The sequence below is a fragment of the Phocaeicola coprocola DSM 17136 genome (assembly GCF_000154845.1).
Classification (GTDB): domain Bacteria; phylum Bacteroidota; class Bacteroidia; order Bacteroidales; family Bacteroidaceae; genus Phocaeicola; species Phocaeicola coprocola.
The window spans coordinates 15,991-37,444 of the sequence record NZ_DS981511.1 but is presented as its reverse complement, the minus strand read 5'-3'; the positions used below and the strand labels follow the sequence as shown (position 1 = coordinate 37,444).

The window sequence follows — 21,454 nt, the reverse complement described above, 5'->3', positions numbered from 1 at the left end:
GTATTTCGTTTTAGTCTTGAATGGTTATTTCTTCATTTTCCGAAAGATAAGTCAGCCGTGTTGCGGCAATTCTTTCACCGGCAGAAAGTCCTGACAGAATTTCTATTTTGTCATTCTTTCTTAGCTTGCCTGTTTTTACAGACCTTTTTACAACCCGGTTCTGTTCGTTCACGAGCCAAACGAAAGAACCCGTTTCGTCAGTATGACAAACAGCCGTTTGGGGGATGACCACGCTCTGGTATGAATATGAAGATGAACTAAAGCTAGGGATTAAAAGAGAGCCTGCCATACCACCCAATAAGCTGTTGTCTGCATTGTTGATTATTGCTGTAAATAAATAAGATATGTTGTTGTCGCTTGCGCTTTGTGTGATATAAGTCTTTTCCGATATAAATGTTTTTTCCTGTATAGCATTGAATGTGATAGAGCAGGGGAGGGCAGACTGCTTTCGGACATTTACTGCCATATCTTCCGGAATATAGGCTTCAACCTTGATTTTGGAAAGGTCGATAAATGTTACTACCGGACAGAGGCCTTGATGTCCTGATAACGCTCTATGTTAACTTTTTGGATATATCCATCGAAAGGTGCATACAGTTTGGTATCTTTTAATTCATTGACGGATGTTGTATAGTCTGCTTTGGCTTTTTCGTAGTCAGCCTTGGCTTTTTCGTAACTTGTTCCTGATATACTTCCTTTTTCATATAGATTTGAAATACGTTTGTAGTCAGCCTCCGTTTGTTTATAGATAGCCTCTGCGCGTTGTTTGCGAATCAGAAAGTCACGGTCGTCGATAGCGGCAATTAGCTCTCCTTTACGGAAGAACTGTCCGCTTTGTGTATCGAAAGTATATACCGGACCACCTACTCTGAAAGAAAGTTCTGTAGTCCGGTAAGGTTGTGAAATGAATGAATAGCTGCGCTCGGAAGATGTATCCGACTGTTCGGCACGGATAACTTTTACATTAGGAGCTTGCTGCTCCTTGTTTGAATTGTTGTCGCACGATATGAAACACCCCATACATGCGAGAAATAAAAGTGCTTTTTTCATCTTAATGTTCTTCTGAATGATTATTTAGTAATGCAAAAGTAAGTCAAGGTAAATAAGGCTTCAATATTGTTGTTTCTGAACCGTAGATAGAAGATACTGAACCGTAGAAAAGCAAAACTGAATACTTTTGGGCAGTTTCACCTTATATATAATATATATGAAGGGCTTTATATAGAAGCATTTAGATCTTTACAGAGATTTATCTCGATGTTTTTTTATTTTTTGTACAAATGTTCCACTCTTTTCGTACAAAAATTCCGATGTTTTGTACAAATTTTCTGATTTTTTGTACAAAGATTGAGAAACATTTCAGGATGTTTTTTGAAAACTTCTGCATGAATTCTTTTAAACATGGCATATACTGGAAAATGACTTGTGCCAAATTCTGTCGATTTTAGGTGAGATTATGTAATTTTTGGCGTATGCTTTGTCTGCTTTGTCATAACGGACTGCCAAAATGTCCGTCGGCTATGAGAAAAAAAGAAGTTTTCTTTCTGGCACGCCATTTGTTTTAATTATGGCGTAATGCTTCGGTATTACAGAGTAAACTTGAATAAAAATAAATAAAATAGATACAATTATGGGAAAGATTATTGGTATTGACTTAGGAACAACAAACTCATGTGTTGCAGTATTCGAAGGTAACGAACCGGTGGTAATTGCCAACAGCGAAGGTAAACGTACCACTCCTTCAGTAGTAGGTTTCGTTGATGGTGGCGAACGTAAGGTTGGTGATCCGGCTAAACGTCAGGCTATTACAAACCCGAAACGTACAGTATATTCTATCAAGCGTTTCATGGGTGAAACTTACGATCAGGTTCAGAAAGAAATTTCACGAGTACCTTATTCAGTAGTAAAAGGTGACAACAATACTCCGCGTGTAGATATCGACGGACGTTTATATACTCCACAGGAAATCTCAGCAATGATTCTTCAGAAAATGAAAAAGACTGCTGAAGATTATCTGGGACAGGAAGTAACAGAAGCTGTTATCACAGTTCCGGCATACTTCTCAGATTCACAGCGTCAGGCTACTAAAGAAGCTGGTCAGATTGCAGGTTTGGAAGTAAAACGTATCGTAAACGAACCGACAGCAGCAGCACTTGCATATGGTGTTGACAAATCAAATAAGGATATGAAAGTTGCAGTGTTCGACCTTGGTGGTGGTACATTCGATATCTCAATCCTTGAATTTGGTGGTGGTGTATTCGAAGTATTGTCAACTAACGGTGATACTCACCTGGGTGGTGATGACTTCGACCAGGTTATCATCGACTGGTTGGTACAGGAATTCAAGAACGATGAAGGTGCAGATCTGACAACTGATCCGATGGCTATGCAGCGTTTGAAAGAAGCAGCTGAAAAAGCTAAGATTGAATTGTCTTCTTCTACATCAACAGAAATAAACTTGCCGTATATCATGCCGGTAGCTGGTGTTCCTAAACACTTGGTTAAGACATTGACTCGTGCTAAATTCGAAGCTTTGGCTCACAACTTGATTCAGGCTTGTCTTGAACCTTGTAAGAAAGCAATGAGCGATGCTGGTTTGAGCAACTCAGATATCGATGAAGTTATCTTGGTTGGTGGTTCATCTCGTATACCTGCCGTTCAGAAACTGGTAGAAGACTTCTTCGGAAAAGTTCCTTCTAAGGGTGTTAACCCAGACGAAGTAGTTGCAGTAGGTGCAGCTGTTCAGGGTGCCGTTTTGACAGACGAAATCAAGGGTGTAGTTCTGTTGGATGTAACTCCGCTGTCAATGGGTATCGAAACAATGGGTGGTGTGATGACAAAACTTATCGATGCTAACACTACTATCCCTTGCAAGAAGAGTGAAGTATTCTCTACAGCAGCCGACAATCAGACAGAAGTAACAATCCACGTACTTCAGGGTGAACGTCCTATGGCAGCACAGAACAAATCAATCGGTCAGTTCAACCTGACAGGTATTGCTCCTGCTCGTCGTGGTGTTCCTCAGATTGAAGTAACCTTCGATATCGATGCAAACGGTATCTTGAAAGTTTCTGCTAAGGATAAAGCAACAGGTAAGGAACAGGCTATTCGTATCGAAGCTTCATCTGGCTTGAGCAAGGAAGAAATTGAACGTATGAAAGCTGAAGCTGAAGCAAACGCAGAAGCAGATAAGAAAGAAAAAGAACGTATCGATAAATTGAACCAGGCAGATAGCTTGATCTTCACAACTGAAAATCAGTTGAAGGATCTTGGTGATAAGCTTCCAGCTGACAAGAAAGCTCCTATCGAAGCTGCTCTTCAGAAACTGAAAGATGCTCACAAAGCACAGGATTTGGCTGGTATCGATGCTGCAAGTGCTGAACTTCAGACTGCATTCCAGGCTGCAAGTGCTGAAATGTATGCTCAGACAGGTGCACAAGGCGGTGCTCAGGCTGGTCCTAATGCAGGTCAGGCAAATACTCAGAATGACGGAAAGAATGATAATGTCCAGGATGCTGATTTTGAGGAAGTCAAGTAAGTTGCGATAAACAACGATAACTAAAAATAGGAATGCAGGGTGTAACTCAATGAGTTATGCCCTATTTCTTTTTATATCACTTTTCCTTGACTTTGCTTGTTATTCGGATTTTTATTATATATTTGTACCATAATTGTACCGACACTTAAAAGTAGATAATGTGACACCTATAAAAACAGCGGTATTGAGAATGAAGAATATAAGTAAAATGTAGGTTATGCCAGCAGCAAAATTTGAAATAACACGTCAATGCAAGGTTTGTGGAGAAACCTTTGTAGCTAAAACCATTGAATCGTGGTATTGCACTCCCAAATGTTCCAAGATTGCGTGGAAAAGGCGTAAGGATGAAGAACAGAGATTGCAAAGGTTGGACGAAGTGGTTAAGAAGATACCCAAGTCCAAAGAGTATATCACAGTTCCTGAAGCATACGCTTTGTTTGGCATAAGCAAGGAAACTCTTTATCGTTTAATTCGTAAGGGTACAATCCCAAGTGTGAATGCCGGAGAAAGGCAGACTTTACTATCAAAAGAAGAATTGATGAAACTCTATCCTCTCCGAAAGAAAACTCTCACAAAGCCAAAGCCTATTGCCAAGCTGTATAGTCTGGAGCCAAAGGACTGTTATACTATTGGCGAAATCACAGAAAAGTTTCTTGTGAATGAAAGCACTGTTTACCTTCATATACGCAAGTATTCCATTCCTACCAGACAGATAGGTAACTTTGTTTATGTACCAAAGAAAGAAATTGATAATCTATATAAAGGTGTGAAGCGATGAAGAAAGCATTAGTACATGAGTATCGATTAAATATCTCAACTAAGTAATTGCACAACGATAGAAATTCGCATAAATGCATACAACGTAGTACTTTAATTGAGATTTTTATCAAATAAATGTTTTTAATGAATATGGAAAAGAAAGACATATTTCAAGATATTCAAAACATACGAAGTTCCAATCCTGTAATTGTATTGGGAAGTGGAGCATCTGTTTCCTATGGCATACCAGGAATGGGTGTTTTAGCAAATGAGTTAAAAAACTTCTTTAAATCAAATCCATATTATGATACAGCTACTAATGATGTCGTTAGTGATTTCATAAAGCTTTTAGATTCAGGTGTAGGTTTGGAAGCTGCATTGCTGGATGTTAAGGTTCCTGAAATTGTTGAAGCAGATATAGTAAATATTGTCTGGAAGGTTATTATTGAATCCGATGCAAAAGTCTATGAAAGGTTTATAAGTGGAGAAGATATTAATCTAAGACAACTATTTGATTATATTATATATGGAGATCCGAATAAAACGCTAAATGTAATCTCAACCAATTATGATAGGATTGCCGAGTATGCAGCTTGTCAAACTGACGCTTACATTAATATAGGTTTTACTCACGGACTGATGGGAAAGTTAAAAGATAATATTATGCTAAATCCTAAAAAGCCGGAGGCTGATTATACTGGATTTATTAATATCTTGAAAGTTCACGGTTCCCTAGACTGGTATAGGAGAGATGGAATCATTTGCAATATCCCCAATTCTGTCAATATTCCATTAGGGTTTACACCATGTATCGTAACTCCAGGAACTAATAAATACGAACGTACTCAAGAGGAACCACATAGACAACTTTTATCAGCTGTGGACAAAATCTTTGAAAGTGCCCAAAACTATGTTTGTATTGGTTATGGTTTTAATGACAAACATGTTCAAGAAATGTTGCTTAAATATGCCAAAAAGAGAAAGGCAAAAATACTGATTGTTACCAAAGAAATTACAAATTCAATAAAAGAAAATGTAATAGATAAAGGATATGATTATATCGCTATTTGTAGTGATGGTGCTAAGGGTACTGTTTTTCATACAAATAGTGATTCTATAATTGTTGATGACAAAATATATTGGACTATAGAAGGATTAATGGAAATATAAAAAATGGAAAGTATAGTATTAAGATATGATAAAGGTGAGTCAATAGGCTCAATAAATAGTGTAGACACAGGTATGGCAACAGCCATTATAGATTCTGACGATGTTCTGTCCCAGTTACAAATTAATCAACTTATAGCTATTCAAAGTCCGAAATCTGGTCGTTACATTATAGCAATGATAGTAAAAATCTATCGCAAGGCTACTGATATGACTTTGAATGATGACGAGGATGAAGAAGATACTTCTTCGGCATTTAACCAAGTTAGGTTAGTTTTTGTGGGTGAATTTATGGACAAAGCTGGAGAGCAAAGTAACGTGTTCAGAAGAAACGTTAGTGCAGTTCCATCTATAAGTGCCTTATGTTATAAGATTGAAGGAACACGTCTCACAGACCTCATGCAAACAATATCCAACAAATTAGCGACTTCCATCAGTCCTCTTGCAATAGGGAAATATACAATGGATGAAAGTTCTATAGCATATATGGATGGAGATAAACTATTTCAACGACATGCTGCTATTGTGGGTTCTACAGGGAGTGGTAAATCTTTTTGTGTTGCATGTATTGTTGAACAAATGGCTAAATTAAAACATTCTAATGCAATTTTGTTTGATATCCACGGAGAATACTCCTCTACTGATTTCAAAATAGATGGCATCAAACAATATAAAATTGCAACACCAGGAGATTTGGCTACCTCTGAAAAACTCAACAACAATATACTTATGGTACCCTATTGGCTCTTAAATTATGAGGAAATGCAGGCATTGTTATTAGATCGTAGTGACCAAAATGCACCAAATCAAGCAATGATATTCTCTCGTGAAGTTCTTGCCGAAAAAGAAAAAGGTGTAGAAGGAACAATATATGAACATCTGATTACTGTTGATAGTCCCGTAGCTTACGACTTGCAAACAGTGTTAACTCGGCTAAAGTCCAAAGACGAAGAAATGGTACCTGGTGCAAGAGCCGGTTCTGAAAAGCTAGGCCCATACAATGGGAAGTTAACACGGTTCAATCAAAGACTGGAGAATAAACTTTCAGATAAGAGAATGGGATTTATGTTCAGTTTACAAACAGAAGAAAAATCGCAAAATTGGCTCAAAGATTTCGCCAGAGTTCTGATGAAGGCTGATGGTGGGGTCAAGGTTATAGATATGTCAGAAGTACCATCAGATGTACTTCCTTTAGTAATTGGTCTATTGGCAAGAATTGTATTTACTGTTCAACAATGGAGTTCAATGGAACATCGTCATCCAATAGCACTATTATGTGATGAAGCACACTTATATGTTCAGCAATCTATTTCACAAGATGCTGTTGCAGAAATAGGTTTGAAAAGTTTTGAACGAATAGCGAAGGAAGGACGAAAATATGGAGTTGGTCTTGTGATAATCAGTCAAAGACCTTCAGAAGTAAATCGTACAGTACTAAGCCAATGTAATAATTTTATTAGTCTTCGACTTACAAATGTGGATGATCAAAATGTGATTAAACGACTACTACCAGATAATCTTGGTAATATTGCCGACAATCTTTCTTTGCTTGACATCGCAGAAGCAATTATTGTTGGTGATGCTACATTATTACCGTCTAGAGTAAAAATAAATGAACCTTCAATCAAACCATCAAGTCAAACAGTTCCTTTCTGGAGTATTTGGGGGAAAGATAATTCTGATCAAGATTTGTCAGAAGCTATATGCAATATGATTAAACAATCTAAGTGAAAGTAATTACTATGTCAAGGATATGAAGCGATGAAGAAAGCATTAGTTAATACACGTGTGTCGGTAAAGCTCCGCAAGTCTGAATATCGTGATGAATGGTATCTTTATGTGGAATCTTATCCTGTATTCCAATCTGGAAAACATACGCCACAAAGAGTGCGTGAATATCTCAATCGTACCATTACAACACCTATTTGGGATAAATCACGCAATGCAAGGACTAATGCCGAAGGCAAAACTACTTATAAGCCGAAGCGAGATTTAAACGGTGTTATTCAATGCAAGTCGCAAATAGACCAAGAATCATGTATCTATGCCGATAAAGTCAGAAGCCTAAGACAAAAGGAATACGACAATGCAGCTTTATATGCCGATACCGATGCAGAACAGGCGGAGCAGTTGGAACGCTCCCGAAGTAATTTTATTGAGTACTTCGACCATGTGCAACGAACAAGACATGCCCATAGTTCCGATTCTATTATTGTCAATTGGAGGCGAGTACATGAGTTACTGAAGATATTTGCAAAAAGTGATACCATTCTCTTTTCGCAGATAGACTTAAAGCTGGTTGAATCGTTCCGTCAATTCATAATGAACGCACCGCAAGGTGGTACTAAACGAGGTACAATTTCTCAAAATACAGCATCAACATACTTCTCAATTTTCAAGGCAGGATTGAAACAAGCCTTTATAGATGGCTATCTGACTATTGATATTGCAGCGAAAGTCAAAGGCATTCAGGAAAGGGAGAGTCGCAGAGAATACCTGACAATAGAAGAGTTGAACCGACTGGCACAAACTCCGTGTGACCCATTATTGAAACGAGCCGCACTCTTTTCAGCATTAACAGGAATCCGACATTGCGACATTCAGAAATTGAAATGGTCGGAGGTGGAACAATTCAATGGTGGTTATCGGCTGAACTTTACGCAACAAAAGACAAAAGGTGTTGAGTATATGCCAATTTCAGAGCAAGCATATAATCTTTGCGGAGAGCAAAAAGAAGGAGAATTATTAGTGTTTGCCGGATTACCTGACCCATCATGGATAAATCGCCCTGTTAAAAAATGGGTTGAAGCTGCCGGAATTACCAAGCACATTACCTTCCATTGCTTTAGGCACAGCTACGCTACCCTTCAACTGGCTGGAGGAACGGACATTTATACCGTTAGCAAAATGTTGGGGCATACCAATGTACGAACCACTCAAGTGTATGCCAAGGTTGTAGATGAGAAAAAGGAGAAAGCAACAGAAACTATCAAATTAGCTTTATCACAAACGGAATAAAAGTGTTGTCCCACTTGATAGGCATAGCCATCTGCGTAGATTCTGCGTGGGTGGCTTTTTGTTTTTACCTATGAGCTGTTATTATGACCACCTAATGATTTCCTTATGATTGGGTACATTACCATAAAAAACTACTACTGACGTTTTTCATCATTTGCATTGATAATCAATACATATTCCTTATGGTATTTCTGTTTCGCTGCTGTTTCTTTATGTGACACAGTCCATCATAAAATCAGTATGCTAAATCACGATTACTTTGCCGAAAAATCAAACATAAATCAGATAGCAGTATGAGTGAAAAGAACATTACTTTTGAAGATTTACCCAAGGCAATGTCGTGGATGATGGATAAATTGAATGAACTGGATTCTAAGATTGACGGTCTCAACACTCAAAGTCCGAGTATTCCAACCGAGCAATGGATGAACTTAAAGGAGTTGTGCGATTATATTCCCAGTCATCCGGCAGAGCAAACAGTATATGGATGGACAAGCTGCCACCAAATCCCATTTCATAAAAGAGGTAAACGTATCATGTTTCTAAAATCGAAGATTGATGCGTGGCTTCGAGATGGCAAGGTAAAGTCCGAAAAAGACTTGGAGGACGAAGCTGCCCGATTCATAAAGTCTAAAAGAAACAACCGATTCTAATGGATTCACTCGATTTATGCAATGCAATCAGAATGGAATTTGGAGGGATACTTGAAGACAAGATTCCTTTGAATGCTTTTCCTGCTAAAATTCAGGATATGGTATTGGCATTGGCACGACAAGAGAATTATTCCATTGAATATATGATGGCTTCTCTTTTGGCGGCAATTTCAACAGCCATCGGTAATGCTGTCAATATCCGTATTCGTGGTGGCTGGATAAGTAATCCTGCCCTCTATATGATATTGGTTGGCCGCCCCGGAATGGGCAAAACTCCCCCGTTAGACTTTGCTTTTCGCCCAATTCGCAAGCATGATGCCAAAGCTGTCAAACAATTCAAGTCTGATATGGAGCAATATAATAATATGGTAGAGGACAACAAAGGGAAGAAGGAAAATTGCACTCCATTGCCAGAAAAACCGATTTTGCGAAGAACCATAATATCCGACTTTACCCCAGAAGCTTTAATGCGTGCGCTTGATGACAACCAGCGTGGTATTGTGGTATATGTGGATGAAATTATGGGAATGTTCAATGCTGTGAATCAATACAGCAAAGGGCAACTTATTGAACAGTTATTGACTGCATTCAGCGGAAAACCTTTAGACATTTCCAGATGCAGTATGCCCATACCTATTCACATAGAGCATCCTTTTATAAATATGGTAGGTACGATGCAGACCACCCGAATGCACGAACTTACAGATAAAGGCTATAAGGACAATGGGTTGATTGATAGAATAATTTTTGTTTATCCGTCTTCACAGGAAATATCAGATTGGCAAGATGAAGAAAACGCTTTTACCACTTTTGACAAATACTCGTCTATGTGGGAAAATATCATCAACAAAGTGATGAGTTTGCCTTTTATAGTAAATGAGGATGGCGAAATAGTTCCTGACATTTTGGACTTTTCTTCGGAAGCAAAAGCCTATTTTACCAATTGGCGCAATGATGCTATTCATGCAGTCAATCAAATCCAAGATGACGGCTTGGTGGATAGCAGAATAATGAAAGCTCCGATGATTACAGCACGATTGGCTTTGGTTATGCAAATCTTCCGCTGGGCTTGTGGTGAGGTTCATAAAGATTTTGTGGACATCGATTCAATCAAATCAGCTATTGCATTAAGCGATTACTTTGAAAGTTGTTATGCCGACATTCAGAAATATATGTTGGTAGAGGGCATTGAACCACAAAAGAAAGAATTGCTTGATTGTCTTTCTGCAACATTCACAACTGCCGATGCCATTCAAGCAGGAAAAGAAGTGGGGCTTTCCGAACGCTCTGTAATGTATTCTTTGGTCAGCCTTACCACGAATAAGATAATCAAGAAAATTAAGAGAGGGGAATATGAGAAACTGCAATAACCTATCCCCATTGCATCTTGCAGTTGTTGCAGTTTGCACTTTCGTATCATCCGTTTTCCTGCAAAACTGCAAGAACTGCAAACTGCACGGACTGCAATTATAAAAAATATCAAGCATGAATGAATACCGATTTACCCTTCAAAAATATAAGCGAGGCTCTAAACTTTCATGTCCTCAGTGTGGAAAGAAACAATGTTTTATACGTTACGTTGATACTCAAGGGGAAGTTTCGTTTCCTGACTATGTAGGCAGATGCGACCATGAGCAGTCGTGCAAATACCATTATACGCCCTCTGATTATTTCAAGGATAATCCAACGCTGATAGAAAAAGGTTCCAATTATGGCATTGAACATGCTAAGCCACAGCCACATTCATTGCCACCTACTTCCTTTATTGATAAAGAACTAATGGAGCGAACACTTACCAATTACACAATGAATCCTTTGTACATTTATCTGGTAGGTATATTGGGCAAGGATGAAACAAAGCGAATATTCCATTTATATCGTGTTGGCACATCAAAAAAATGGGGCGGCTCTACTGTCTACTGGCAGATTGATAGGCAAGGCTACGTGCGAACCGGAAAGATAATGTTGTATGATTCAACAACAGGACATCGGACAAAAGAGCCGAGAAGTTATGTAAGTTGGGTACATACCGAGTTGAACCTTGTCGACTACAATCTAAAGCAATGTTTGTTTGGTGAGCATCTGTTGTCTGATAATCCTGCCAAACCGATTGCTATAGTAGAGAGTGAGAAGTCTGCTTTGATAGCCACTCATTATATGCCGGAATTTATATGGCTGGCTACTGGTGGAATGCACGGCTGCTTCAAAGCAGATGCGGTTGGTGTATTAAAAGGTCGGACGGTAATGTTGTGTCCGGACTTAGGAGCAAAAGAGATTTGGCAATCCAAGATGGCTATGCTCTTCTCCGTTTGCTCAAAGGTTATAATGAGTGACACATTAGAACAATGCGCTACTGATGAACAACGAAAGAAAGGATTGGACATTGCCGATTTCCTCTTGATGACCGATACACCACAAATGATTCTTTCAAAGATGATACAGCGCAATCCGGCTTTGCAGACGCTCATTGATGAATTGGGGTTAGAACTTATTGAATAACGAAGGAACTTGTTCCGGTCACTTATAGAAAGTCCATAACACAATAAGGACTTTTTGCCTGATAGCAATAAAATCCGGCTACTGCCACACTATGTGAATAGGCACAGGAGCAAGCTCCAATTATTAGAAATACGTATAAAAACGAGATTATGAATACTGATATAAAACAAGCAATGCACGTTGAAGCTGCCAAATCATTTGGCACATCAGAAGCCAACGAGAACGAAAGGCGTTGGAACGAAGATAAGGTCGATTGTAAAAATCAAGACCCTACCAACAATTATGACAAGACCAGAATGAGGCTGAATTTTGAGATTGGTCCCGATGGCAAAATACATCCGTTGGGGTATCAAGAGAAGTCTCTTGAACTCCGTTTGCAGGAACGATTGTTGGAATTAGGTTGGAAGCCATTCAAACCGGACAGTAAGATTCAACCGAACTGTTGCGCCAAATTTGTCTTTGGCGGCAATCATGAACGTACACTTGAGATGGCTTTTGGCAATCAGACCGTCAATTTAGAGAAAGGATCAGACAACAGCCATCTGCACCGCTGCGAGGAAATAGAACTTTGGGCGAAGGATGTTTATGATTGGTGTTCCCGAAGATATGGTCAGGAAAACATTGTCGGCTTTCAGGTTCACCTTGACGAGAGCAGCCCGCATATTCATGCTTTAGTTGTGCCAGTCGGTATCCGGCCTAAAAGCGGTCGTGAGTGTGTCATGTGGTCTGCAAAGTTCGGAAAGAACAGGTTTGAATATGGGCAGATATTGAAAGAAATGCACACATCGCTGTATGAGGAGGTCGGAAGTAAATACGGACTTGAACGAGGAGACAGCATATATGGGCGCAATGTGCAGCATTTGAACAAACGCGATTATATTCGTAAGCTATCAAAAGAGGCAAAACAGGCGGAGAAAGCGGTTAAGGGATTACAGACTATGATACACAGACTGGAATCGCAAATATTCAAGTCTAAATCTCAACTTGAACAGATTGACAAGGAACTGGCTTCCGGTAAAATAGCTCTTGAAGAATACAAATTTCAAAAGGCGGATATACAGAAACAGATTTCAGAATACCAATCCAAACTTGAAGACAAGGCTGACAAACTCCATACAAAAGAGCAGGAATTGAACAAACTGACCCAAGACCTTGAAAAAGCTGGCTCTGTAATACAGCCTTTCAGAAACTACAAAATTGATTTTGATCCACCTTGTATTTCGGGGAAATATCCTCTGTTTATTACGGACAAATGGATTGAGAAACAGAATCAGGAAATAGCCAAGCGTTTCAATTCGATCGTCCGCCAAATAGAGGCTCTCTATAGAAATGAAGCGGAGAGACAAGTGAAGACTGCACAGCAAAATGTATTGGCAGAGTATGGGGAATTTTATCGGTTAAAAAGGGATGTCGAACAACTTTCAAAGAACAACGATGAGTTAAAATCAATATTGGACACCATACTTGACCAACTGTCGAATCCATCACTCCGGTCAAAGATATTCGCCATAGCGGATGCTTTAGCAGGTGGAACTCCTATCAGTGTATCTTCTGGAGGAGGTGACTCTTCATCTGATATCCGATGGGATGGTCGTCAACCCGATGAAGAGGAAGAAGCCTATCGAAGAAGGTGTCTGATGTTTGCGATAGGAATGGTTAAGATTCAGAATAAAAAGAAAAGTTATAGGAGAAGATAAACGTCCTATTTGATGTGCTGTAATTAAAAACTAAAGTTGCAACACATTAAATGTTTTTAACTCATTATGTACAATACATACGCCCCATTATGAGAACGTACCGTTTGAGGTACCAAGTTCGTGGGTGTGGACAACTTTGGGAGAAATTAGTAATTATGGCGAATGTAATAATGTTTCCGTTGATAGCATAACCGATGACGACTGGGTTTTAGAACTTGAAGATTTAGAAAAGGATACAGCAAAAATCATTCAAACACTTTCTAGATCAAAAAGAAGTATTAAAGGAGTACGGCACAGATTCAACAAAGGAGATATCCTATACTCTAAATTACGCACATATCTGAATAAGGTCTTGGTCGCACCACAATCAGGATATTGTACAACTGAAATAATGCCATTCAATTCATACTGTAATGTTTCTTCATATTATCTTAATCATGTACTGCGTTCGGCATATTTTCTTGACTATACGCAACAATGTGGATATGGTGTTAAGATGCCACGCTTGAGTACAACAGATGCTTGTAATGGCATGATTCCATTGCCACCTCTTGCTGAGCAAAAGCGTATTGTGAAAGAAATTGAACACTGGTTCTCTTTGATTGACGTTATAGAAAGTGGAAAGGAAGATTTGCAGGCAACCATCAAGCAAGCCAAGAGTAAGATTCTTGACCTTGCCATTCACGGCAAACTCGTACCACAAGACCCAAACGATGAACCTGCCTCAGAACTGCTCAAACGCATCAACTCGAAGGCAGAAATCACTTGTGATAACGGGCATAGTAGGAAGTTACCACAAGGATGGGCGTATTGTCAACTTAGTAATGTACTTAAAATCACAATGGGGCAATCCCCTAAAGGAGATTCATTAAATAATAAAAGAGGTATAGAATTTCATCAAGGGAAAATATGTTTTTCAGATAAATTTCTTTTAGAGTCTGGTATATTTACAAATGAGCCCACAAAAATAGCAGAACCTAATTCCATCTTATTATGTGTTCGAGCCCCAGTTGGAGTTGTGAATATAACAAAAAATCAAATATGTATTGGGCGTGGATTATGTGCTTTAACCCCTTTTGAAGGTAATGTGGATTTTTATTTCTATTTACTTCAAACCTTGCAAGATAGCTTTGATAATCAATCAACAGGGACTACGTTTAAAGCAATATCAGGAGAGATAATAAGAAATGAGAATATTATTTTACCGCCTCTTGCAGAGCAACAACGCATAGTTCAAAAAATAGAAGAATTATTTCATGTCTTTGACAACATTCAAAACGCCTTAGAAGTGTAATCCAATACACTTCTAAGGGTTGGTGTGATTTTACCAGTTCACCACCTTATCTACAATCTTCTGTTGCTCACTGGCTGTTCTACGAAGATAGATACGAGTAGTTTCTATGCTTTCATGCCCCATAAGGTCGGCAAGTAGAGCAAGGTCGTTAAAGCGGTCAAGAAAGTTCTTGGCAAAACGATGACGGAATGAATGAGGATAAACTACCTCCTTGTTCATTCCATATTTTTCAGCAAAATGCTTGAGTTGAGAAGCGATTCCACGAGTAGTAATACGCTGTCCGAAACGGTTCAGGAAGATATAGCCCGATGTCAAGCCTTGACTTTTCAACCACTTTTCTGCTTCTGTCCGTAAATTCTTGGGGATGTATAGCCGTCGAATCTTTCCACCTTTACTATACAAATCAAGATAGCCCACTTTGATGTGTTCCGCTTTGATGTGGAGTAATTCACTAACACGTGCTCCGGTGGCAGCCATAAACCACACAATAAAATACCACTCCTCATAACCATCAGCTTTAAGCCGTGCTTTGAGAAATTTGTAATCGGCATCGCTGATTACATTTTCCAAAAAGTTCTTTTGTTGCACCTTTACGAACTTCACTTTTAGTTTTTCTTGTTTCGTAAACTCCAAGAACTTATTGATACCTTGCAATCTCAGGTTCACAGTCTGCGGCTTGAAGTTCTCTACCAAATACCCCTTGTATGCCAAAAGGTTCTTCTTGTTTACTTCTCCATAATGGTTGAGGAAATACTGCACCGTCCACACATAAGAGGTGACGGTGTTCTTGGCAAGATTAGTTTTTGCCAAATAATTTTTGAATTTTGTTACCATATTACATTGATTTATAATGAATACAGTAACAATATAGCAGAACGTATCGGGCATTATACGCAGTTGCCTGATGGATGGCAAATTGCATCTATGCAAACTTTATGCAATTAACAGATGGAGAAAAGCAAAGTGGCATTAAACGAATCAATCTTGATGTAAAATTTTTGCGTGGAGAACGGGAGGCAAAGTCTTTGCTTTCCGGCAAGTTTGTAACTGCAAACACTCTCTTGATTCTAGTTGATGGCGAGAACTCTGGTGAGGTTTTCCGGAGTTCGATTGACGGCTATCAAGGTAGTACTTTCAAGCAGTTGCGTATCAACGAAAATATGAACGAAGAATATGTACTACAAGTTATCAACTTGCATAGGAAAATCTTGAGAGAAAGTAAGGTTGGGTCTGCCATTCCTCACTTGAACAAGAAAATATTTAAAGCTATCGAAGTTCCTATTCCACCTTACAAGGAACAACAAAAGATTATAAAGGCTATAACTAAAGCGTTTATGTCTTTAGATTTGATAATGGAAAGTTTATAGACTCTCCATCATCAAATCCAATTGAGAAAACAAAATCTGTATTTTAGACTTAATTCGTTTTTGTTCTGCTAATGGGGGTAGCATTATTTTAATAGAACGCATATCGGTTTGCGTAAGTTTCAAGCGTGTACTTCCATTTACGTATTCAGAATAATCAATTTGATTAAGTGAGTACTGTAGAAATTCAAAATCAATTTTAGGAGATAGGATATGAGCATGATTATTTACCCAGCTTTTTCCACTAATAGAATATGCCTTAATTGCATTTTTATCAAGGAATGGTGCACCATCTTCACCAAGCAATAAATAATTGCCATTTATAATATAGTCGTCTATCAGTCCAACTTGACCTGTCGCACCATAATAAGGGTACAATTCATCGATTTGCCTATTCCTTATACGTGAATCTCGTTCACTAGAATTAATCGGTTTTCGTAAATTATCCAATATGTCTGCTACTTGTTCAAGCCTACAAGCAGTCCATCCATCAGGCAACTGCGTATAATGCCCGATACGTTCTGCTATATTGTTACTGTATTCATTATAAATCAATGTAATATGGTAACAAAATTCAAAAATTATTTGGCAAAAACTAATCTTGCCAAGAACACCGTCACCTCTTATGTGTGGACGGTGCAGTATTTCCTCAACCATTATGGAGAAGTAAACAAGAAGAACCTTTTGGCATACAAGGGGTATTTGGTAGAGAACTTCAAGCCGCAGACTGTGAACCTGAGATTGCAAGGTATCAATAAGTTCTTGGAGTTTACGAAACAAGAAAAACTAAAAGTGAAGTTCGTAAAGGTGCAACAAAAGAACTTTTTGGAAAATGTAATCAGCGATGCCGATTACAAATTTCTCAAAGCACGGCTTAAAGCTGATGGTTATGAGGAGTGGTATTTTATTGTGTGGTTTATGGCTGCCACCGGAGCACGTGTTAGTGAATTACTCCACATCAAAGCGGAACACATCAAAGTGGGCTATCTTGATTTGTATAGTAAAGGTGGAAAGATTCGACGGCTATACATCCCCAAGAATTTACGGACAGAAGCAGAAAAGTGGTTGAAAAGTCAAGGCTTGACATCGGGCTATATCTTCCTGAACCGTTTCGGACAGCGTATTACTACTCGTGGAATCGCTTCTCAACTCAAGCATTTTGCTGAAAAATATGGAATGAACAAGGAGGTAGTTTATCCTCATTCATTCCGTCATCGTTTTGCCAAGAACTTTCTTGACCGCTTTAACGACCTTGCTCTACTTGCCGACCTTATGGGGCATGAAAGCATAGAAACTACTCGTATCTATCTTCGTAGAACAGCCAGTGAGCAACAGAAGATTGTAGATAAGGTGGTGAACTGGTAAAATCACACCAACCCTTAGAAGTGTATTGGATTACACTTCTAAGGCGTTTTGAATGTTGTCAAAGACATGAAATAATTCTTCTATTTTTTGAACTATGCGTTGTTGCTCTGCAAGAGGCGGTAAAATAATATTCTCATTTCTTATTATCTCTCCTGATATTGCTTTAAACGTAGTCCCTGTTGATTGATTATCAAAGCTATCTTGCAAGGTTTGAAGTAAATAGAAATAAAAATCCACATTACCTTCAAAAGGGGTTAAAGCACATAATCCACGCCCAATACATATTTGATTTTTTGTTATATTCACAACTCCAACTGGGGCTCGAACACATAATAAGATGGAATTAGGTTCTGCTATTTTTGTGGGCTCATTTGTAAATATACCAGACTCTAAAAGAAATTTATCTGAAAAACATATTTTCCCTTGATGAAATTCTATACCTCTTTTATTATTTAATGAATCTCCTTTAGGGGATTGCCCCATTGTGATTTTAAGTACATTACTAAGTTGACAATACGCCCATCCTTGTGGTAACTTCCTACTATGCCCGTTATCACAAGGTGTGAAGTCGGGATTTATGCGTTTCAAGAGTTTAATGGCTGGCTCGTCGTTCGGGTCTTGCGGTACGAGCTTTCCGTGAATGGCAAGGTCAAGAATTTTACTTTTGGTTTGTTTGATGATGGTCTGTAAGTCGACTTTGCCTTGTTCTATTTGGTCTATCAAAGCAAGCCATTTCTCTATTTCTGTTATAATGCGATGTTGCTCTGCAAGTGGAGGTAATGGTACAAGAGTGTTCCTAAAAATATCTAATCCAACAAAAGGTTGCGCACCACCAATAGCTATTGCTTGATACTCTTTTATTTTTGATTCTAAGAAATAAGCGATATATTTTGTACTAATGTCGCTATTTTGATAAGGCTTAAAAAGAGCAACATTTTTTATTGCCATGTCAAAATAATTATCATGCTGTATGTAAATCATACTTCCGATATTTCCTCCTATCATAGAGTACAATATGTCTCCAATATCAACTTTTGAGCGTTTGATAATATTTTTATAATCTACTTCTGAGATATATCTGGTTTTTGAAAAGTCAAATTGTCCGTTCTTAAAATCTTTACTAGTGATTAAAGGGTAGCCTTCTTGAGTATATTTAGGTGAATCATGAGTTCCGTCACGAACATCCATGCAATCTTGGAATTTACACCACACCCACGATTCCGGCACCTCAAACGGTACATTCTCATAATGGGGCGTATCAGAAGCCTTTGTAGACTTTTTGCTCTTTTTAATTTTACCCTCTTTTATCAGTCGCTCCTTTTCTGCCTTGATACGTTCAAGGAGAACAGATGCAGGCTCATCATTCGGGTCTTGAGGGACGAGTTTACCATGAATGGCAAGGTCGAGTATCTTTTGACGTAATTTCTTAGTATCCATACCAGTTAATCTATTTGTCCAATTTTTGGTTGGACAGTTTGTGCAGTTCTTGGCTGCACAATTAGTTTTTGTTTATTTGTTTCTCTTCTTCACTCTCTTCAAACTCTTCAATCCACTCCTTTACCTTGGCCTGCAATAGAGCTTTGTTAGGGAGATAGAGCTGATATGCCGAGGCGTATATATTGGCATCTTTGGGTAAGGTAAGTTCCACAAGTGCATCGTTTTTCTCCTTACACAGCAGGATGCCAATTGTCGGCTTTTCAAAATCTTGTTTGACGTGGCGATCGTAATAATTGACATACATCTGCATCTGTCCTAAGTCTTGATGGGTAAGTCTCTCTATCTTCAAGTCTATAAGCACATAACATTGTAGCAAGCGATTGTAGAACACTAAGTCAACATAGAAATGTTGTTCATCAAATGTAAATCTCTTTTGACGAGCCTCAAAAAGAAATCCCTTGCCAAGTTCCAATAGGAATTGCTGCATCTTGCTGATAATGGCATTCTCTAGTTTAGTTTCCGAGTATACAGCATCAGGCTTTAGACCAAGAAACTCTAATGTAATGGGGTTCTTGATAATGTCAGATGGCTTTTCAAGGGTTTGTCCCTCCTGTGCCAACCGCATCACCTCGTCTTTGTTACGTGAGAGCGCAAGACGTTCGTAAAGCGAAGATGCCACTTGCCGGCTGAGTTGTCGCACACTCCAATCTTGTTGTCGGCACTCAATTTCATAGAATCTTCGAGCCATTGGGTCTGTTATACGCATCAATATTAGATAGTGTGACCACGAAAGAGTAAATGATTCTTCTGAAAAGGCTAAACAGTGTTTGTCCTTTTTATCCTGCACTAAATCTTGATCGTATTTCCTTTCCTCATTTTGCAACCTAAGTTTGCTGTTTTCAATTGGCTCGACAGTGTTTAGCCTTTTCGCATAAACTAAATAGAACTGTTTGATGTTTTTTAAAGTTGAATATCCCCAACCGTCTCCTAATCTGTCAGTCAGACGTTTAGAGAGTTCTTTCAGTACAGTCTTTCCGTATTCAGCTCTAATCTCTCCCTTTTGTTCATATTCTACTATATATTGGCCAATATGGAATTTTGTATAGACTTCAGCGATATTGACTGTTGTCGCCACACGTTTCCTTGCCTGAGTGATAAGGTCAACAACTTTTTGAAACAAGTTGTTTATTTCTTGATTGTTTGTGATGATGTCTTTGCCCATAAAATTTAGTCCTCCTCTATATTTACCAATAACTTTTGCAGCTCTGCCACGGCATTGCTGATAGTATCGCTTTTCTCCTTTATCTCATCCATTAGTTCCGATAATGAGCGGTCGTCCACTTCGCCACCTTGACGAATCCAAGTGATGTCGAGACTGGTTTTGTCGCGAGCCAATAGTTCGTCCACAGCATATTTGCGCCAACGCCCTTGTGGATTATTCTCGGCATCGTATGTTTCTTTTCGTTCGGCTAAGTTACCGGAATTGTAGCAGGAAATGAAATCATCCAAGTGATGTCGTTCCAATTTATTGGTTGCCAAAGTGTGCTTCACATCGGTACGATAGTCATAGAACCAAACCTCTTTAGTGGGTTGCCCCTTTGTAAAGAACAATACGTTGGCTTTCACTCCCTGAGCATAGAAAATACCGGTGGGTAGGCGCAGGATGGTGTGAAGATTGAAATCCTGTAACAAGCGTTTGCGGATAGTTTCACCTGCTCCGGCTTCAAAAAGAACATTATCGGGTAATACCACCGCAGCACGTCCTCCTGTTTTGAGCATCAGCATCATGTGCTGGAGGAAATTCAACTGGTTATTCTTTGTCTCGACATAGAAATCGGGACGGTTAATATCTACCGAACCTGCCGGACGAGTGCCGAAAGGAGGGTTGGCAAGAATCACATCAACAAGCGTGGAAGGCTCTTTCTCCAAAGAATCCTCGCATACAATCGGGCTTCGGTCTGTACCGACACCATGCAGATAGAGGTTCATGGAAGCAAGCGTTACAACTAATGGTGTATTGTCTACTCCATGCAAAGCTTTGTTACGCAGAAAGTCACGCTTTTCCTTGTTGGCGGATTGATCTTTCATATAGTCGTATGCCGTCAGCAGGAAACCTCCAGTACCACAAGCCGGATCACAAACCGTTTCGCCCATTTGTGGAGCGATGCAATCTACCATTGCCTTAATCAATGGACGAGGCGTAAAGTATTGCCCGGCTCCGCTCTTCTTATCCTGACCATTCTTCTCCAAAATGCTTTCATAGATAGCACCCTTTACATCTCCATCCATGATGAGCCACTGCTCTTCATCAATCATCGAGATAACCTTTTTGAGATAAACGGGCTTGTCAATCTTGTTTTGGGCTTTGGTATAAATTGTGCCAATTAGGTTTTCTTGTTCGCTGAGCTGCTTTAGCGTATCTTCATACTGCTTGACCAGATCCAATCCGTCAAGAGAGATTAAGTCCATCCACTGATAACCGGTGGGTATAGCTGATTCCTCTCCAAACATTTCTACATTCTCGGCATCCATCTTCAAAAGCAGAAGATAGGTCAGTTGGGTGATATAGTCGGTGAAGCCGATGCCTTGTCCGGCAAGGGTTGTTGCCAAATTCCAAACCTTTTTTGTGAGCGACTGCTCTGTTGCGTTATTTGTTGCCATTA

The 21,454-nt window shown here is 39.1% G+C and carries 19 protein-coding genes; 12 read left to right on the top strand and 7 right to left on the bottom strand.

Going from position 1 to position 21,454, the window contains the following annotated elements; translation table 11 throughout:
- Positions 1-10 precede the first annotated feature (10 nt).
- On the bottom strand, positions 11-466 hold the full coding sequence (locus tag BACCOP_RS21255) for an efflux RND transporter periplasmic adaptor subunit (protein WP_007571759.1): 456 nt from the start codon (positions 464-466) through the stop codon (positions 11-13).
- 53 nt (positions 467-519) lie between these two features.
- A complete protein-coding gene (locus BACCOP_RS21250; RefSeq protein ID WP_007571758.1) occupies positions 520-1,050 on the bottom strand; it encodes an efflux RND transporter periplasmic adaptor subunit in 531 nt (176 codons plus the stop codon).
- A gap of 580 nt (positions 1,051-1,630) precedes the next feature.
- On the opposite strand from BACCOP_RS21250, the gene dnaK reads away from it, so the two are divergent.
- From dnaK to BACCOP_RS18255, 10 genes are all read left to right on the top strand, one after another.
- Complete coding sequence (gene dnaK, locus BACCOP_RS18300; protein WP_007571756.1) at positions 1,631-3,538, top strand: molecular chaperone DnaK; 1,908 nt, start codon at positions 1,631-1,633, stop codon at positions 3,536-3,538.
- Positions 3,539-3,755: 217 nt separating this feature from the next.
- The gene (locus tag BACCOP_RS18295; protein ID WP_007571755.1) at positions 3,756-4,316 is read left to right on the top strand and encodes a helix-turn-helix domain-containing protein; all 561 of its coding nucleotides are present in this window, start codon (positions 3,756-3,758) and stop codon (positions 4,314-4,316) included.
- A gap of 131 nt (positions 4,317-4,447) precedes the next feature.
- Positions 4,448-5,467 (top strand): SIR2 family protein, encoded by a 1,020-nt coding sequence (locus tag BACCOP_RS18290; RefSeq protein ID WP_224262865.1) that lies wholly within the window; start codon positions 4,448-4,450, stop codon positions 5,465-5,467.
- Positions 5,468-5,470: 3 nt separating this feature from the next.
- A complete protein-coding gene (locus BACCOP_RS18285; RefSeq protein ID WP_007571753.1) occupies positions 5,471-7,195 on the top strand; it encodes an ATP-binding protein in 1,725 nt (574 codons plus the stop codon).
- Between the two features lie 30 nt (positions 7,196-7,225).
- Positions 7,226-8,482, top strand: a complete 1,257-nt coding sequence (locus BACCOP_RS18280) for a site-specific integrase (protein ID WP_007571752.1) — start codon at positions 7,226-7,228, stop codon at positions 8,480-8,482.
- Between the two features lie 293 nt (positions 8,483-8,775).
- Complete coding sequence (locus tag BACCOP_RS18275) at positions 8,776-9,135, top strand: helix-turn-helix domain-containing protein (protein ID WP_007571751.1); 360 nt, start codon at positions 8,776-8,778, stop codon at positions 9,133-9,135.
- A complete protein-coding gene (locus BACCOP_RS18270) occupies positions 9,135-10,505 on the top strand; it encodes a DUF3987 domain-containing protein (RefSeq protein WP_007571750.1) in 1,371 nt (456 codons plus the stop codon). The genes BACCOP_RS18275 and BACCOP_RS18270 overlap by 1 nt, the downstream gene beginning before the upstream one ends.
- A gap of 115 nt (positions 10,506-10,620) precedes the next feature.
- The gene (locus BACCOP_RS18265; protein ID WP_007571747.1) at positions 10,621-11,634 is read left to right on the top strand and encodes a DUF6371 domain-containing protein; all 1,014 of its coding nucleotides are present in this window, start codon (positions 10,621-10,623) and stop codon (positions 11,632-11,634) included.
- 149 nt (positions 11,635-11,783) lie between these two features.
- On the top strand, positions 11,784-13,331 hold the full coding sequence (mobV, locus tag BACCOP_RS18260) for a MobV family relaxase (RefSeq protein WP_007571745.1): 1,548 nt from the start codon (positions 11,784-11,786) through the stop codon (positions 13,329-13,331).
- Between the two features lie 136 nt (positions 13,332-13,467).
- Entirely contained in the window at positions 13,468-14,625 is a 1,158-nt protein-coding gene (locus BACCOP_RS18255) for a restriction endonuclease subunit S (protein WP_227994745.1), read from the top strand.
- A gap of 30 nt (positions 14,626-14,655) precedes the next feature.
- On the opposite strand, the gene BACCOP_RS18250 is transcribed toward BACCOP_RS18255, so the two are convergent.
- Entirely contained in the window at positions 14,656-15,459 is an 804-nt protein-coding gene (locus tag BACCOP_RS18250; protein ID WP_007571734.1) for a tyrosine-type recombinase/integrase, read from the bottom strand.
- 101 nt (positions 15,460-15,560) lie between these two features.
- On the opposite strand from BACCOP_RS18250, the gene BACCOP_RS18245 reads away from it, so the two are divergent.
- Positions 15,561-15,992: a restriction endonuclease subunit S gene (locus BACCOP_RS18245; protein ID WP_235776978.1), complete on the top strand. Its 432-nt coding sequence runs from the start codon at positions 15,561-15,563 to the stop codon at positions 15,990-15,992.
- Here the strand turns inward: BACCOP_RS18245 and BACCOP_RS18240 are convergent.
- Positions 15,987-16,544 (bottom strand): restriction endonuclease subunit S, encoded by a 558-nt coding sequence (locus tag BACCOP_RS18240; protein WP_007571736.1) that lies wholly within the window; start codon positions 16,542-16,544, stop codon positions 15,987-15,989. The genes BACCOP_RS18245 and BACCOP_RS18240 overlap by 6 nt on opposite strands.
- A gap of 6 nt (positions 16,545-16,550) precedes the next feature.
- On the opposite strand from BACCOP_RS18240, the gene BACCOP_RS18235 reads away from it, so the two are divergent.
- Positions 16,551-17,354 carry a tyrosine-type recombinase/integrase gene (locus BACCOP_RS18235; RefSeq protein WP_007571734.1) on the top strand — a complete coding sequence of 268 codons (804 nt, stop codon included), beginning with the start codon at positions 16,551-16,553 and terminating at the stop codon, positions 17,352-17,354.
- Positions 17,355-17,384: 30 nt separating this feature from the next.
- On the opposite strand, the gene BACCOP_RS18230 is transcribed toward BACCOP_RS18235, so the two are convergent.
- From BACCOP_RS18230 to BACCOP_RS18220, 3 genes are all read right to left on the bottom strand, one after another.
- Positions 17,385-18,791, bottom strand: coding sequence for a restriction endonuclease subunit S (locus tag BACCOP_RS18230; protein WP_007571732.1), 1,407 nt, complete (start codon positions 18,789-18,791; stop codon positions 17,385-17,387).
- A gap of 61 nt (positions 18,792-18,852) precedes the next feature.
- Positions 18,853-20,013: a PDDEXK nuclease domain-containing protein gene (locus BACCOP_RS18225; RefSeq protein WP_007571730.1), complete on the bottom strand. Its 1,161-nt coding sequence runs from the start codon at positions 20,011-20,013 to the stop codon at positions 18,853-18,855.
- Between the two features lie 5 nt (positions 20,014-20,018).
- The gene (locus BACCOP_RS18220; RefSeq protein WP_007571728.1) at positions 20,019-21,452 is read right to left on the bottom strand and encodes a type I restriction-modification system subunit M; all 1,434 of its coding nucleotides are present in this window, start codon (positions 21,450-21,452) and stop codon (positions 20,019-20,021) included.
- Positions 21,453-21,454 lie beyond the last annotated feature (2 nt).